The following is a 16129-nucleotide window of genomic DNA, read 5'->3' as shown; positions in this document are numbered from 1 at the left end:
CAAACTGATTCCCTCTATTGTCGCAAAAGCAGAGATCCAATAATGGCTACTGCACAGCATCAGCAGAACCCTGCTTTTGCGGAAAATGCGGCCATTATTATCAAATCAATTGCGTAATGTTAATTAGCTAATTAGCTAATAGGCATTAATTTTATTGCACGTCATGCAATATTGAATTTCCCCCTTCAGCATTTTATCTAGCCAGATTTTGCATCGTTAATGGTGCGGACTGCCTTTCCTTGATACTTCAATAATTGCATTAATATAAACAACATAACTGCCGACAATAGCATTCAGGTAAGGTAATGATTGCTGTCGCGGCACCTTGTGGTGTCAAAATAATAGTAAATTGGCATCTTAAATGATGAATTTACCGATATTCAGCACACATAATAATTGTCTAATACACATTATTCTTGTTAAAAGTTATGAAAAACCATGAAATATTGCGTCGATTGATGAAATGTCCGTGCATATTTGTTGTGAAAGTATAATTCCCATCTAACTTCTCATCCGGCAATAATGACCATAAGCAAGGTCTGTTGCAGAAAATTACAATTGAAAGGTTGTAGTAACATATTTGAGTTGATTTTTATTTAAGGTGGCTATAGTCATGGATGGACTAAGTAGCGAAATCTCGGAAGTAAATTTGTCTTATTTGTTATTAACGCAGCGCATGCTGAGAGAAGATCGTGCTTCCGCAATGTATCGCATGGGTATCTCAAAAGAGTTAGCTGATTTACTAGAAAAATTATCTCTCTCTCAAGTCGTTAAATTATCTGCATCAAGTTCATTGTTATGTCGTTTTCGCTTTGACGATCATACGATCTTGTCAGCATTGACACATGCAGAAAAGGACAATGGCTTACAACAAGCACACGCGTCCATTTTGCTTGCTGGGCAGCAAGTTGAGAGAGGGGTTTAACGATGCCGAAAAGTGTAATTCAGGAGGCGGAAGAAATTCAGCTGGCGATGGAGCTGATCAAGCTTGGTGCACGCCTTCAGTTTTTGGAAGCAGAAACCAGTCTGAGTCGCGATCGTTTGATCAAGTTATATAAAGAGATCAAAGGTATATCGCCGCCGAAAGGTCTGCTGCCATTTTCTACGGACTGGTTTATGACGTGGAACGCGAATATCCATTCGTCTATGTTCTACAACATTTATCGCTTTATGGTGACACATGGCGAGTGCGAACAAATTGTTGCAGTGATGAAAAGTTATCGCCTATATCTGGAACAAGTAGAGCGCTATGAGGGCGAAGTTATCTTAGACTTCACACGCGCCAGAACTTTAGTGCGATTCTTTGACAGTGAGATGTTGCAATTGACTCCATGCTCTCAGTGTCAAGGTAAGTTTGTCACCCATGCGCATGATCCACAGATTGGTTTTACTTGCGCTTTATGCCGCCCACCGTCACGCGCAGGCAAAACGCGTAAAGTCGCCGACAAGGTAAAGAACGAACGCGTGATTGCGCCGAATAATGCAGAAAAAAATGACAACTTTACGGTTGTTTCGAAGCCTGAATTAGACCTCGCTTAGAGTGTTGCCGATGTAGTGTAATGCCCTGCGAATCGCTGCTTTCTAACCTCGGATAGCAAACAGTAAAACGCTCTCAAATTTGTTGCCTCTATTGCAGCCATACCATTCGGTATGGCTGTTTTCATTTTTAAAACATCTATTGCGAACTTAAATATTTTGTCATTTCTGCCGTAAAGGTAGGTATGAGTGAAATGTATGTGGCGCGGAAACAGTTTCCTTGAAATATTGTGGATTCATTTCTTATGTCGGGAACGTACTAATCAACACTGTAAGCGGAAACGAAAAGTTTAATAGATGTAAGAGCAACCTCTTCATTTTGTGTATGCAGCTTGCACCATAAAATTCATATTTCAAGGGGAATAAATTGTTAGTTCTAGCGGGTTACGTGGTTGTCATTGCTTCAGTTTTCGGTGGCTATGCGCTGATGGGCGGCCATTTGGGAGTGCTATATCAGCCTCTTGAATTACTAATAATTGGCGGCGCCGGTGTGGGAGCGTTTGTCGTTGGTAACAATGGCAAGGCGATTAAAGCAACAGTGAAAGAATTGCCAAAACTTTTGCGCGGTTCCAAACACAACAAAGAGCTGTATCTGGAGCTTATGGCATTGCTCTACGTTTTGCTGGCTAAAGGTCGTAAAGACGGCATGATGACGATCGAAGCCGAGGTCGACAATCCGCATGACAGTGCCATCTTTGCGCAATTTCCTTTGATCCTGAACGACCCTCATGTAATTGAGTTTTTGACCGATTATTTACGTCTGATTGTCAACGGCAATATGGATGCTTTTGAAATCGAAGCCTTGATGGATCACGAAATCGAAACCCGTCAGCATGAAGCGGAGATTCCGGCACAAAGCCTGGCCAAAGTTGGCGACGCGTTACCTGCATTTGGCATTGTTGCTGCTGTGATGGGTGTGGTACATGCGTTGGCTTCCGCCGATTTACCGCCTTCCGAAATGGGGCAATTGATTGCGCATGCGATGGTGGGGACTTTTCTCGGTATTTTAATGGCCTATGGATTTGTGTCCCCATTGGCGTCGCTGATAGAGCATCAAGTTGCCGAATCAATGAAAGTTTATCAATGTATCAAAGTGACTTTGCTCGCCAATCTGAATGGTTGTGCGCCGCAGGTATCGGCAGAATTTGGTCGTAAAGTGCTGTTTTCGACAGAGCGTCCTTCCTTCATTGAACTGGATACACACGTGCGCGAAGTTAAGAATCGCGAAGCGTCGTAATGCTAGTGTGACTCGGAGAATTTGATGAGCAAAGACAAGCACAGAATTATTATCAAGCGTTCAGGACGCGCCAAACACGCGCACCACGGAGGCGGTTGGAAAATTGCCTACGCCGATTTTATGACCGCAATGATGGCTTTCTTTTTGGTGATGTGGCTATTATCGATTTCCAATCCTAAAGAGTTAGAAGGTATTTCCGAATATTTCCGCATGCCGCTAAAAGTGGCACTGGTTGGTGGCAATAAAAGCAGTTTGAGCTCCAGTGTAATTCCAGGGGGAGGCCATGATCCTATGCATACCGATGGAGAAGTGCGTCGTGTGAATGCGGATGCTTCCGATATGCTTGATTCTGAGGATAGAGAGCGCTTATCTGAGTTAAAGAAAAAACTGGAAGAGTTGATCGAAATTAATCCCTTTTTGAAAAGATTCAAAGCGCAACTGCTGATTGATATCACCAGCGAGGGATTGAGAATTCAAATTGTGGACACCAAAAAGCGCCCCATGTTCGATCTTTCAAGCGCTCGGGTTGCGCCATATATGCGCGATATTTTGCGGGAAATTGGGCCGATTTTAAATGAGCTACCGAACAAAATAGCTTTATCTGGGCATACCGACGCGACGCCATATTCCACCGGTGAAAAGCTATATAGCAATTGGGAATTATCAGCCGATCGCGCCAATGCGTCACGGCGTGAACTGGTTGCCGGCGGCATGGAAGAGAATAAGGTGCTACGTGTGCGCGGTGCTGCATCAACCATGCATATGAACCAGGACGATCCATATGATGCAGTAAATCGGCGCATCAGTCTGGTGGTGCTAAATCGTGCGGCGGAAGCGCAGATCCAGTACGAAAATCAAAATAACGGGAATGACAAGGCGCGCACGCCTCCGTCACAGCAAATGAACGGCAACATGGTCGCCAATATTCAAGCCGATAATCCTAAGGTTGTTGCTAATCAGTTCCGCGCCAATTTACCCAAAGTGAATACGGATGGCGGCAATGTGCAAGGAGCTATTCGCCCAGTGTCGTCGCAACGGACATTGAAGTTCGGGTTTTAACTAAGGATAAAATTTGCATGGATATTACTGAGTTTTATCAGGCGTTTTTTGAAGAAGCAGAAGAGTTGCTGGCTGAGATGGAGCAATTGTTGTTGGTACTTGACGTCGATTCGCCAGATGGTGAACAACTGAATGCGATTTTTCGGGCTGCTCATTCAATTAAAGGTGGTGCTGCTACTTTTGGATTTACTGCTCTCACTGATACTACGCATCTTCTAGAGAATTTATTAGACAGCGCACGTCATCAGCAAATAAAACTACACAAAGAAATGATCAACGTTTTTTTGAAAACAAAAGATGCACTGCAAGAGCAAATGCATGCTTATCGTGCAGGCAAGGAACCAGAGCCGGAAATGGTAGAACATATATGTGCGGTGTTAAAACAATTAGCGCAAGAGAGCGCTGCCGGAATATCCGCACCGGTGAGCACGCCTGTCGTGCCAGAACCAGTCATAAAGAACACGATTGCTGCAGCGGCAGCAACGACGGGTAAGCGGCTGGCTATACGATTCTCGCGCGTATCAGCTAGTGATAGCAAATTGCTCAGTGAGGAAATGGCGAATCTCGGAGAGGTCGTCAGCCAGGCGCAAGATGGTGACACTCTGACGATTTCGCTGCAAACCAGTTGCGATGCTGACGACATTATTGCGGTTAGTTGCTTCATCATTGAAATAGATCAAATCGCGATCGAGCAAGAGTCGGCGGCGCAATCGACGACGGAGCCCGAAATGCCAGCATTACCTGCTGTCCCAGAAAAAACCGTGGTGACCGCGAGTAAGGAGATTTCCACGCCAATTAAAGCGGCTGGTAAAAATGCCGATGGCGATGTCAAAGCCAAAGAATCCAATTCGATTCGGGTAGATGTTGAAAAAGTAGATCAGGTCATCAATCTGGTTGGCGAATTGGTGATTACACAATCGATGCTGGCGCAGACGGCATCTACACTTGATCCGGTGCTGCACGAGCGGCTATTGAGCGGCATGGCGCTATTGCAACGAAATACGCGTGATTTGCAGGAATCGGTGATGTCAATTCGCATGATGCCTATGGATTATGTGTTCAGTCGCTTTCCTCGTCTGGTGCGAGATTTGGCCGCCAAATTAGGCAAGGAAGTGCAGCTGGTCACCGTAGGGAAGAATACTGAACTGGATAAGAGTTTAATTGAAAGTATTATCGATCCACTGACCCATTTGGTCCGAAATAGCTTGGATCATGGTATCGAAAAAACTGAGCAGCGCATCGCTGCTGGAAAAAATCCAGTCGGCACAATTACGTTATCAGCGCAACACCAGGGTGGCAGTATTGCGATTGAAGTGTCGGATGACGGCGGTGGTTTGAATCGTGAAAAAATTCTCGAAAAAGCAATTCAGCAAGGTTTGCCAATTGGCGATCCGGCCTTAATACCGGACGATGAAGTCTGGCAAATGATTTTTGCTCCCGGATTTTCTACGGCTGAAAAAATTACCGATGTCTCCGGGCGCGGCGTTGGCATGGATGTAGTGAAACGTAACATTCAGATGATGAGCGGTCAGGTAAAAATCTCATCCAGATTGGGGCAGGGCAGCACCATCAAAATTATGTTGCCGCTCACGCTGGCGATTCTTGATGGCATGTCCGTGAAGGTAGGCAACGAGGTATATATCCTGCCATTGGATTACGTTATCGAATCCTTGCAACCAAGTAAAGAAGATATTCACTCGGTTACCAATAACGAAAAAGTGATTCATGTGCGCGGAGATTATCTACCGCTGATCGCTTTGCATCAGGTGTTTAACGTCAGCGAGGCAAATCGTGATATTACGCAGGGCATAGTCGTGATTGTGCAGGCAGAAGGAAAATTGTTGGCGTTGCAGGTGGATCAATTGATCGGCCAGCATCAAGTTGTCGTTAAAAATCTGGAAACCAATTATCGCAAAGTGCCGGGTATTTCTGCTGCCACTATTCTCGGTGACGGCGGTATCGCTCTGATTGTCGATGTCGGGCAATTGCCGCTTATGCGTCGCCAGATGCTTGAGCGTGCAGTAACTCAAGAAGAAATCGTTGATGCCGCTTGATCAGTGGATTGAAAACAGAGCTGCTTTAGGTAAAACAGAAAAATAGAGGATGAAAATATTATGAGTGCCGTAAACAAGCAAGAAATGACCGCCTTGACTAACATGGCTGGATTGCAAGGTGACATAGGCAATGAAGGCAAAAAATTTCTGATTTTTTCCTTAGGTCAGGAAGAATATGGTATCGATATTTTGCGTGTCCAGGAAATTCGTCAGTTGGAGGAAGTTACACGCATTGCCCACGCGCCCGAATTTGTTAAAGGGGTTATCAATCTGCGCGGCATTATTGTGCCTATCGTCGATTTGCGGATCAAATTCAATCTGGAAAATGTGCAGGAAGATCCGGTCATGATCATTTTGAATATTCATCAGCGCGTAGTCGGCATATTGGTTGACGGTGTTTCTGATGTGTTGACGCGAGAGGCCGAGCAGATCCTGCCGGCGCCGGAGTTTGGCGCCAAATTAGCCAATGCATATTTAACAGGTTTGACCACGGTTGATGAGCACATGGTCATCTTGATTGATATAGAAAAACTAATGACAAGTGCGGATATGGCTTTATTGGAGGGAGTTGAGGTTTAACGTTCCAAGTATTAGCGATATTCCGACATTATTTATTTTCAATAAACGGCATTCTCTGAATGCCGTTTTGCATTGCGTTGCCACTATTCACCCTCCCGGCGCCGCGACAAAATTCCCTTTAAAACAATCAATAAATAAACGTATTTGCCGTTAACAAGGTAGATGGTCCTGTCTGAGGAAATTTGCTGCTGTTTTCTTGCAATGTGTTCGTGTCATCGGCAGAAGAGCTGCCTTTTCCGCTTGCTTTTCCATGCATCAATCGACAGTCAGATTACGTATATTGTGAAGTATCTATCGAAATGAATGAAGATGAAAAAATTAACTTTAAAGAAAAATTTGTTGGCAATCCTGATAATTTTGTGGGTTGGACTAATAGCACTGAGCTTGCTTTCAGCGCGTGAGCTTTATCATGCCAAGTTGGAAGAGCGTAAGCTAAAAGTGATGGATTTGATTGATATTGTCGGAGACTTGACTAGCTCGTATATGGGCGATGTCAAGAAGGGAACAATGACAAAAGAAGATGCGCAGAAACACGCATTGGAAAGAATTTCTGATCTGCGGTTTGAAGGCGAAAAGAATTTCTTTTATGTTTTCGATTCCAAGCCCATCGTCTTGGCTAATCCGGGGTTGACCGACCTGATCGGGACCAATGTCAGCAACTGGACTACGGAAGACGGCAAACGTCTGTTCATGGAAATGATAAAAGGCGACTTGGCCAATGGCGAGACTTTTGTCGAATACATAGTGAAGTATCCAGGAAAGGGCAACGTCAGCAAATTGGGCTATAGCCGGTATATTAAAGAGTGGGATTGGCACGTTGCCAGCGGTGTTCTTTTGGATGATCTGGAAGCTTCGTTTATGAAAGAATTGTTGGCTCAAATACTGTATTTGGTCATCGTTGGCGGCGTATTGACGATCTTGCTTTACTTGTTGAGCCGCAGCATCGTCAAGAGTTTGGGAGGCGAACCGGCCTATGCCACGCACATTGCAACCCGTATTGCCGAGGGTGACCTGAGTGTGGCGGTTAATGTAAAGGACAATGATAGTAGCAGTTTGCTGTTTGTCATGCGGCAGATGCAACAGTATCTCGCTCAGACCGTTCGACAGATTCGCGATGGCAGTGAAGCTATCACGGTAGGCACCAAAGAAATCGCCGCAGGCAATAGCGATTTGTCGGCGCGTACTGAACAGCAAGCCGCTTCGCTGGAAGAAACCGCAGCGAGCATGGAACAACTGACGGCCACGGTGAAACAGAATGCCGACAACGCACGCCAGGCTGGTCAACTGGCGCAAGCGGCATCCGACATTGCGGTTAATGGAGGCAGTGTCGTCAATCAAGTGATCACTACAATGCAGGGCATCAGTGAGAGCTCGCGTCGAATTACCGACATTATTGGGGTGATCGATGGAATCGCTTTCCAAACCAATATTCTGGCCTTGAATGCTGCTGTGGAAGCTGCGCGTGCTGGCGAGCAAGGACGCGGCTTTGCCGTGGTTGCCGGAGAAGTTCGCATATTGGCACAGCGCAGTGCTCAGGCCGCCAAAGAAATCAAAGTCTTGATTGATGATTCCTCTAGTCGTGTCAGCAACGGTTCAGACCTGGCCAGCCGCGCCGGTAATACCATGAGCGAAGTGGTGCAATCGGTAAAACGCGTAACCGATATCATGGATGAGATTTCTTCAGCTTCACAGGAGCAAAGTAGCGGTATTGCACAAGTCAATCAGGCAGTGATTCAAATGGATCAGGTCACGCAACAAAACGCTGCATTGGTGGAGCAGGCAGCTGCGGCCGCCATTTCTCTGGAAGATCAGGCACATCGCCTGAATGGGGCAGTCTCTGCATTTCAACTGAATGAAGCGGCCCAGGGTTTTGTTAAAAAAAATGCCAGCACTGCGCAGCAAAGTTCGCATGAAAGTTCTCATACTGTGCGTCATGAACCTGCAATGGCAATGGCAACGGCGAAGTCGCGAGCGAAACCGGCTTCTCAAGTTGATACTAATCACAGGAGTGATAGCCCAGCGAGCAAAAGGGCTGTCGCAAAAACTGCTTCTTCTGATGACTGGCAAACGTTCTGATGAGCGTAGCCGGACAACGGTTGGCGCCAGTATTTGAGGCGCCGCCTGATCCATCACACAGGCGCGAATTTATTCTGACTGACAGTGATTTTCTGCGTGTACGTCGCATGATTTATCAACGCGCAGGAATTGCTTTGAGTGAGCAAAAGCGCGAGATGGTATATAGCCGTTTATCTCGTCGTTTACGAGAGTTGGATATGACGGAATTTACGTCATATCTGACCAACCTGGATGACAACAAAAATAGTCGGGAGTGGGAGGAGTTTACCAATGCATTGACCACCAATTTGACGTCATTCTATCGGGAATCGCATCACTTTCCGTTGTTGGCCGCTCATGCCAGTCAATGCACTCAACCAATGACAGTCTGGTGTTCGGCAGCCTCTACGGGAGAGGAGCCATATTCCATTGCCATGACGCTGATTGAAGCATTGGGTGGTCGCGCGAGTCAGGCCAAGGTAATTGCCACCGATATTGATACGCAGGTGCTGAAGAAAGCCGTTACTGGGATTTACACAGTAGATCAGGTGAGCAAGATATCGCCGGAGCGCCTCAAACGTTTTTTTCTAAAAGGAACAGGCGCGCAAGCGGGTTTAGTTAAGGTGCGACCAGAAGTGATGGCGATGGTTAGTTTTTTTCCGTTGAATTTGCTGGAGCATCAATGGCCTTTAAAAGATCCATTCGATGCGATTTTTTGTCGGAATGTGATGATTTATTTTGACAAGCCGACGCAAGCAAAAATTTTACAGCGGTTTACGAATTTAATGAAACCGCAAGGGTTATTGTTTGCTGGTCACTCAGAGAATTTTTCTGATATCAGTGCCGCCTTTCGCCTGCGTGGACAGACCGTTTACAGCTTTGAAGGGAAATGCTGATGGCGATGATAGAGGAGGTCGCTAACCATCACTATTTTGACCATGGCTTCGATGTTGCCGCAGTAAAGCTATTGCCTAATCAATACTATGTGACAGACAAAGAGATGCTGCTGACCACCGTACTGGGTTCTTGCATTGCGGTCTGCATGAGTGACCGTATTGCGGGCGTAGGTGGCATGAATCATTTTATGTTGCCTGATCTGGAGCAGCGCAGTGATGACGGAAAGCCGTCACCGGTTCCGACGCGCGACATGCGCTATGGCACTTACGCGATGCAGGTTCTGCTGGAACAATTAATGAAAGCCGGAGCGCAGCGCGAGCGATTAGAAGTCAAGGTTTTTGGTGGTGGTGCGGTGCTGGATAATATGCGTGCGCTCAATATTGGGGAGCGCAATTCAGAATTCATTTTGCGTTATTTGCGTAATGTTGGCATACCGGTTGCAGCCCAGGATTTGGGTGGAAATTTTCCACGACGCGTTCTTTATTTTCCGAAAAGTGGTGTGACTATGGTACGCACCTTGCGCCGTAAGAATGATTTACAGCTGGTGCAGACTCAGGAAATTCAAGAAATATCAGATACACGGAAATGGTTAATACGTACACAACCAGCACCATTTTTCGTCGCTAAACAGACAGAGCTGGAAAAATATTCCGGAGGAATAGGTAGTGGCAGTGAAAAATAAAATCAAGGTGTTGTGCGTTGATGACTCGGCCTTGATACGGAGTCTGATGACTGAAATTATCAATAGCCAGCCAGATATGGAGGTCGTTGCTACGGCACCGGACCCTTTGGTCGCACGGGATTTAATTAAAAAAATCAATCCGGATGTGTTGACACTGGATATTGAAATGCCGCGTATGGATGGATTGGAGTTTCTGGAAAAACTAATGCGCTTACGTCCGATGCCGGTATTGATGGTATCAACTTTAACGGAGCGGGGGTCAGAAATTACCATGCGCGCATTGGAGCTGGGTGCCGTTGATTTTGTTACCAAACCGCGTTTAGGAATACGTGAAGCATTATTAGATTACACGGATTTGATCGCAGACAAAATTCGTGCTGCCGCGAGTGCCAAGATACAACGACTATTAGTTAAAACAGTGGCGCCGGGCTCGAGTACCGATGGAGTGAAAAATGTGTCAGCAATAGCGCAAACGCCTTTATTGGGAAGCGCTTTAATGATTACTGAAAAACTCATCATTATCGGGGCATCAACCGGAGGTACAGAGGCGATTCGGCATGTGTTGGAATCGTTGCCACCTGACAGCCCTGGAATTTTGATCGCGCAGCATATGCCGCCTGGATTTACGAAGTCATTTGCGCAGCGCCTGGATAGCCTGTGCCGAATTAAAGTGAAAGAAGCGGTACACGGTGAGCGCATATTGCCCGGTCATGCCTATATTGCACCCGGCGGTTATCACCTGAGTTTGACCCGATCCGGCGCCAATTATGTAACGCACGTTGATCAAGAGGAGCCCGTCAATCGCCATCGCCCGTCGGTTGATGTGTTGTTTGATTCGGCCGCCAAATATGCCGGTAAAAATGCGATCGGTGTGATTTTGACTGGTATGGGGCGTGATGGTGCGGCTGGCTTATTGAAGATGCGACAAGCGGGAGCTTATACCCTCGCTCAAGACGAAGCCAGCTGTGTTGTGTTCGGAATGCCACGAGAAGCGATTATGTTAAACGCCGCCAATGAAGTAAAGCCATTGGCGGAAATTAGCTCGTCCATTGTTATGCATCTCATGTCGTTTGGGGCTGGACGCAATAGGGTGTAGGAGTTTTTATTCGGATGTCAGGCGATTTTTCCTCTCCCTCCATTCATCTCCGACAAGTGGATGATAAGTGGACGACAAGTGTTTTCGCGTTACATCAACGTGCAATTATTTTTAATGACAGACAGTATGGAGTGTTAACCATGGTAGACAAGAATATCAAAATTTTGGTAGTTGATGATTTTCCGACGATGCGTCGGATTGTTCGCAATTTGCTGAAAGAACTCGATTTCATCAACGTAGATGAAGCGGAAGATGGCGCGCAAGGATTTGAAAAACTGCAGAATGGCTCTTACGATTTCGTCGTTTCAGATTGGAATATGCCCAATTTGAATGGCTTGGAAATGTTGCAAAAAATCCGTGCTGACGAAAGATTGGCTAAATTGCCCGTGTTGATGGTAACGGCAGAGGCGAAAAAGGAAAACATTATCGCGGCAGCACAAGAAGGTGCTAACGGCTATGTAGTCAAACCTTTTACTGCCGCTACGCTGGAAGAAAAGATCGCCAAGATTTTTGAAAAAATTCAAAAAGAAGGGGCTTAATATGGCGCAGGCTGCAACATCTGACGTTTCTTTATTGACACAGGATTCTGGCGATAATGTTGAGAAATTGATTAGCCGAATTGGACAACTCACTCGCACTTTGCATGAAAGTATGCGGGAGCTTGGTTTGCATAAGGAAGTGTTGAAAGCCGCCGAGGCAATACCGGACACGCGTGATCGCCTCAGCTATGTCGCAACGATGACTGAGCGTGCCGCGGAACGTGCTTTGAATGCTGTTGATGTTGCTCAACCGATTCAGGAGAGCATTGCTAAACAGGCCAAAAATTTAGAGCAGCGCTGGAACGCCTGGTTCGCGGAACCTGTGGAACTCAATGATGCACGCTCTCTGGTGATGGATACTCGTTCCTATTTGCAGGACGTGCCGATACAAGCGAGCGCGATTAATGCGCAACTGGTGGAAATTATGATGGCGCAGGATTTTCAGGATTTAACCGGGCAAGTCATCAAAAAAATGATGGAAGTCGTGCAGCAAATGGAAAAACAATTGCTGCAAGTGTTAATTGACAACACGCCAACTGACAAGCTTACCGACGTTGGACAACTTTCTGGCGAAGTCAGTGATGCGGCGGATAGTCATTCTGTTGATCTATTGCACGGCCCCAATTACAAGCAGGTGCTCGATTCAAATTCTTTGTCCGATCAAGGGCAGGTGGATGATCTTCTGGCGAGTCTGGGATTCTAGATCACAGTAGTGACGCGGTGAAAACGACAGCACCGCAACTTGCGTCATGCAATCAGGATTTGTCATCAACGATGAAGCAATTAGCCAATTTATTGATGCAAATTGCGTCAAATCTCCATTGATTGCACAAAAAGCGCCCTCAACCTCCCCCTGTTTCACAGATCACTTCATTGCCCCAGCGTCAATAATCTTATCTGCGGAGAGTTCTCTCCGCCGTATTTATTGAGTTTCGCATACTGGAGCGCACATGTCTGACGATAGCGATGTTGAAAAGACCGAACCCGCCTCTCCCCAGCGCCTGGAAAAGGCGCGCAAGGAGGGGCAGGTTGTACGCTCGCGCGAGTTAAGCACCTTTATTCTATTAATCACAGGCGTGGCTGGCCTGTGGATTTTTGCGAGCTCTATGAGTGAGCATTTAAGCCGGGCGATGATGGCCAGCATGCAGTTTGAACGCGCCTCCGCCTTTGACACGTCGCACATGTTAACCCGCGTGGGCATGGTATGGATCGAGGCGTTGGTGGCGATATTGCCATTGCTGGGCATGTTGGCACTGGCCGCGATCGCAGCGCCCATGTTGCTGGGTGGCTGGTTGTTTTCCATCGATGCGTTGGCTCCCAAGTTTTCCAAAATGAATCCCATCAACGGCATAGGACGCATATTTTCCGTGCAATCGCTGACCGAGTTGATTAAGGCGATCCTCAAATCATTGCTGGTTGGTGGAATTGCTTATTTGGTCATTTCATCGAATATTGATTCCATCATGGCGCTGCTGAGCGAACCAGTGCATTCGGCGTTGCCATACATGATGCGCCTGGTAGCAACCTGTTGTGCGCTGATTGTTTTTTCTTTGCTTTTGGTGGCAGCGATTGACGTGCCGTATCAGTTATGGAGTTTTCATAAAAAACTGCGCATGTCATTGCAAGACGTTAAACAAGAATACAAAGATAGCGAAGGCGATCCGCATCTGAAATCAAAGATTCGTCGTCAACAGCAACGGATGGCCAGCCAACGCATGATGTCTGAAGTTGCGACTGCGGACGTGGTGGTTACTAATCCAACACATTACGCGGTGGCGTTGAAATATATGGATAAAGAAATGAGTGCGCCACGAGTAGTGGCCAAAGGTACGGATTTGATCGCCCAGCGTATTCGTGAATTAGCTCTCGATAATAAAGTTCCAATTTTGGAAGCGCCGCCATTGTCTCGCGCCTTGTATAAGCACACCAAACTGGGCAACGAAATTCCAGCGGATTTATATACCGCCGTAGCAGAAGTGCTGGCTTGGGTATATCAGTTGAAGCGTTGGAAAGACGGCCATACCAAAGGGGTTGCGCCACTGACGCCAACACAATTAGCTGTACCGCCAGAACTAGATCCACACTCAACGCAAGCAAAAGCAGCAGTGAATGAAAATATTGAGAGCGACGAAAACGAAATGATGCAAGACGAAGTAACGCTATCGACGGTGCGCAATCAAGTTGATGCAACGGTAAAACCTAAAGCAGGCGCAACAGATTCATCCGGGAGTGGCGCATGAAGACCAATATCAACACAGCCTCATCGAATGGCAGCGGAACTAACTTGAACATCTTTATGCAACTGCCCAAGATGATCAAAGATGGCCAATTAAAAGGTATGGCAGGTCCTATTCTGATCTTGATGATACTTGGCATGATGATTTTGCCTTTGCCAACGGTCGTACTGGATTTTCTATTCACTTTCAACATAGCCTTGTCGATCATGGTGCTGCTGGTCAGCATGTACACCATGAAGGCATTAGAGTTTGCTGCCTTCCCGACGATATTGCTGTTTTCGACTTTGCTGCGTTTGTCACTTAACGTTGCTTCAACACGCGTAGTTTTGCAGGACGGACATACCGGCCCGGCAGCGGCCGGTAAGGTGATCGAAGCCTTTAGCCAATTTCTGGTCGGTGGTAATTTCGCCGTCGGGATTGTGCTGTTTATTATTTTAGTCATCATCAATTTTATGGTCATTACCAAAGGTGCTGGCCGTATTGCCGAGGTGGGAGCACGCTTTACGCTGGATGCGATGCCGGGTAAGCAAATGGCGATTGATGCTGATTTGAATGCAGGGTTGATTGGCGAAGATGTCGCGCGCAAACGTCGCGCCGAAGTGTCGCAAGAAGCCGATTTTTACGGTTCCATGGATGGTGCCAGCAAGTTTGTGCGAGGCGATGCAATTGCCGGTTTGATGATCATGGCGATCAATATCGTTGGAGGCTTGATAGTCGGCGTGGCACAACACGATATGGCGGTAGCTGACGCTGCCAAAACGTATACCTTGCTGACTATCGGTGATGGTTTGGTTGCCCAAATTCCTGCATTGATTATTTCCACCGCTGCGGGTGTCATCGTTTCTCGCGTGACGACGGACGAAAACGTTGGCGAACAAATGATGGGGCAATTGTTCTCTAACCCGCAAGTGCTGTATCTGACCGCTGGCATCATTGGTTTGATGGGCTTAATTCCAGGTATGCCGCATTTTTCCTTTTTGGCGATTGCAGCCGGTCTTGCATACATAGGCAACGGCTTGACGAAAAAAGCCAAGAAAAAAGCATCAGAACAATCTCCCGATGCTGCCGCCAATGCCGCGGCAACTGCAAACGCGACGGCCGAGCCGGAAGAGGCGACTTGGGATGATGTCGTGTTGACCGACCCATTAGGTTTGGAAGTCGGCTATCGCTTGATCTCAATGGTCGATAGGACGCAGAACGGCGAACTGTTGGGACGAATTAAAAGTATCCGTAAAAAATTCGCTCAGGATATTGGATTCCTGGTACCTGTCGTGCATATCCGTGACAATCTGGAGTTAAAGCCCAGTGACTATGTGATCACACTCAAAGGTGTTGAAATTGGTCGTGGAGAAGCATTCCCAGGGCAGTGGATGGCGATTAATCCGGGGCAAGTCAGTTCTAGTTTACCGGGTACGCCAACCACAGATCCAGCCTTTGGTTTACCGGCGATTTGGATAGACAGCAAATTGCGAGAGCAAGCACAGATTTATGGCTATACCGTGGTCGACGCCAGTACTGTGATTGCCACGCATTTGAATCATTTAGTGCATACCCACGGCTCAGAATTACTGGGTCGTCAGGAAGTGCAGAAACTGGTTGACCGTATCGCTAAAGATGCACCGAAATTGATCGAAGACTTAGTACCGAAAGTGTTGTCATTGACTACCTTGCAAAAAGTGCTGCAAAACTTGCTCGATGAAAGTGTCTCGATACGCGACATGCACACGATTCTGGAAGTACTGGCAGAGCATTCACCGACTATCACTGATATCAATGAATTGACCTCGCATGTCCGTCTGGCATTGGGGCGCGCGATTACGCAGCAACTTTTCCCTGGCGGCGGCGAATTACATGTGATTGGCTTGGATGGCACGATCTCGCCAATGCTATTGCAAGCACTCAGCACCGGCAGCGCTTTGGAGCCTGGTTTGGCGGACAATTTATTGTCTCAAACGCAAGTGGCGATCACTCGTCAGCAGCAGCTGGGCTATCCGGCGGTGCTGGTCGTGCAGCACCCGCTACGCGTGTTGTTGTCGCGTTTCTTACGGCGCAGTTTGCCGCAGCTTAAAGTGTTGTCGCATGCAGAGATCCCAGACAGTCGCCAGATAAAAATCACCGCCAGTATTGGAGGCAGATGATGAGCGATGTTGTGCAGTCT

At 47.0% G+C, this 16129-nt stretch carries 14 protein-coding genes; all 14 read left to right on the top strand.

Going from position 1 to position 16129, the window contains the following annotated elements:
* The first annotated feature begins 613 nt into the window (after positions 1–613).
* The gene (gene flhD, locus GEV47_RS02145; RefSeq protein WP_153233056.1) at positions 614–925 is read left to right on the top strand and encodes a flagellar transcriptional regulator FlhD; all 312 of its coding nucleotides are present in this window, start codon (positions 614–616) and stop codon (positions 923–925) included.
* Between the two features lie 2 nt (positions 926–927).
* Positions 928–1539, top strand: coding sequence for a flagellar transcriptional regulator FlhC (gene flhC, locus GEV47_RS02140; protein WP_153233055.1), 612 nt, complete (start codon positions 928–930; stop codon positions 1537–1539).
* Positions 1540–1903: 364 nt separating this feature from the next.
* Positions 1904–2773: a flagellar motor stator protein MotA gene (motA, locus tag GEV47_RS02135; RefSeq protein ID WP_153233054.1), complete on the top strand. Its 870-nt coding sequence runs from the start codon at positions 1904–1906 to the stop codon at positions 2771–2773.
* Between the two features lie 21 nt (positions 2774–2794).
* A complete protein-coding gene (motB, locus tag GEV47_RS02130; RefSeq protein ID WP_194270553.1) occupies positions 2795–3832 on the top strand; it encodes a flagellar motor protein MotB in 1038 nt (345 codons plus the stop codon).
* Between the two features lie 17 nt (positions 3833–3849).
* Positions 3850–5886, top strand: coding sequence for a chemotaxis protein CheA (gene cheA / locus GEV47_RS02125; RefSeq protein ID WP_153233052.1), 2037 nt, complete (start codon positions 3850–3852; stop codon positions 5884–5886).
* 60 nt (positions 5887–5946) lie between these two features.
* A complete protein-coding gene (locus tag GEV47_RS02120; protein WP_153233051.1) occupies positions 5947–6465 on the top strand; it encodes a chemotaxis protein CheW in 519 nt (172 codons plus the stop codon).
* 309 nt (positions 6466–6774) lie between these two features.
* Positions 6775–8541, top strand: a complete 1767-nt coding sequence (locus tag GEV47_RS19775; RefSeq protein ID WP_153233050.1) for a methyl-accepting chemotaxis protein — start codon at positions 6775–6777, stop codon at positions 8539–8541.
* A complete protein-coding gene (locus GEV47_RS02110; protein WP_153233049.1) occupies positions 8541–9416 on the top strand; it encodes a CheR family methyltransferase in 876 nt (291 codons plus the stop codon). The genes GEV47_RS19775 and GEV47_RS02110 overlap by 1 nt, the downstream gene beginning before the upstream one ends.
* Complete coding sequence (cheD, locus tag GEV47_RS02105; RefSeq protein WP_228124526.1) at positions 9416–10099, top strand: chemoreceptor glutamine deamidase CheD; 684 nt, start codon at positions 9416–9418, stop codon at positions 10097–10099. Before GEV47_RS02110 ends, cheD begins: the two co-directional genes overlap by 1 nt.
* Positions 10100–10145: 46 nt before the next feature.
* Positions 10146–11195 carry a protein-glutamate methylesterase/protein-glutamine glutaminase gene (locus tag GEV47_RS02100; RefSeq protein ID WP_407646181.1) on the top strand — a complete coding sequence of 350 codons (1050 nt, stop codon included), beginning with the start codon at positions 10146–10148 and terminating at the stop codon, positions 11193–11195.
* A gap of 140 nt (positions 11196–11335) precedes the next feature.
* The gene (gene cheY, locus GEV47_RS02095) at positions 11336–11734 is read left to right on the top strand and encodes a chemotaxis response regulator CheY (protein WP_153233749.1); all 399 of its coding nucleotides are present in this window, start codon (positions 11336–11338) and stop codon (positions 11732–11734) included.
* A gap of 1 nt (position 11735) precedes the next feature.
* A complete protein-coding gene (gene cheZ / locus GEV47_RS02090) occupies positions 11736–12437 on the top strand; it encodes a protein phosphatase CheZ (protein ID WP_153233047.1) in 702 nt (233 codons plus the stop codon).
* 247 nt (positions 12438–12684) lie between these two features.
* The gene (gene flhB, locus GEV47_RS02085; RefSeq protein ID WP_153233046.1) at positions 12685–13974 is read left to right on the top strand and encodes a flagellar biosynthesis protein FlhB; all 1290 of its coding nucleotides are present in this window, start codon (positions 12685–12687) and stop codon (positions 13972–13974) included.
* 56 nt (positions 13975–14030) lie between these two features.
* Entirely contained in the window at positions 14031–16109 is a 2079-nt protein-coding gene (gene flhA / locus GEV47_RS02080) for a flagellar biosynthesis protein FlhA (RefSeq protein WP_153233748.1), read from the top strand.
* The last annotated feature ends 20 nt before the right edge of the window (positions 16110–16129 follow it).

It is taken from the genome of Glaciimonas soli (assembly GCF_009497155.1).
In the GTDB taxonomy this organism is placed as follows: domain Bacteria; phylum Pseudomonadota; class Gammaproteobacteria; order Burkholderiales; family Burkholderiaceae_D; genus Glaciimonas; species Glaciimonas soli.
The sequence above is the reverse complement of the archived record's forward strand: the minus strand, read 5'-3'. Positions and strand labels throughout refer to the sequence as shown.

Coding starts and splice junctions, on each gene's coding strand:
- flhD (WP_153233056.1), top strand. CDS start 614: ATGGATGGACTAAGTAGCGAAATCTCGGAAGTAAATTTGTCTTATTTG.
- cheZ (WP_153233047.1), top strand. CDS start 11,736: ATGGCGCAGGCTGCAACATCTGACGTTTCTTTATTGACACAGGATTCT.
- GEV47_RS19775 (WP_153233050.1), top strand. CDS start 6,775: ATGAAAAAATTAACTTTAAAGAAAAATTTGTTGGCAATCCTGATAATT.
- flhB (WP_153233046.1), top strand. CDS start 12,685: ATGTCTGACGATAGCGATGTTGAAAAGACCGAACCCGCCTCTCCCCAG.
- cheY (WP_153233749.1), top strand. CDS start 11,336: ATGGTAGACAAGAATATCAAAATTTTGGTAGTTGATGATTTTCCGACG.
- GEV47_RS02110 (WP_153233049.1), top strand. CDS start 8,541: ATGAGCGTAGCCGGACAACGGTTGGCGCCAGTATTTGAGGCGCCGCCT.
- flhC (WP_153233055.1), top strand. CDS start 928: ATGCCGAAAAGTGTAATTCAGGAGGCGGAAGAAATTCAGCTGGCGATG.
- GEV47_RS02120 (WP_153233051.1), top strand. CDS start 5,947: ATGAGTGCCGTAAACAAGCAAGAAATGACCGCCTTGACTAACATGGCT.
- GEV47_RS02100 (WP_407646181.1), top strand. CDS start 10,146: ATGACTGAAATTATCAATAGCCAGCCAGATATGGAGGTCGTTGCTACG.
- cheA (WP_153233052.1), top strand. CDS start 3,850: ATGGATATTACTGAGTTTTATCAGGCGTTTTTTGAAGAAGCAGAAGAG.
- cheD (WP_228124526.1), top strand. CDS start 9,416: ATGGCGATGATAGAGGAGGTCGCTAACCATCACTATTTTGACCATGGC.
- flhA (WP_153233748.1), top strand. CDS start 14,031: ATGCAACTGCCCAAGATGATCAAAGATGGCCAATTAAAAGGTATGGCA.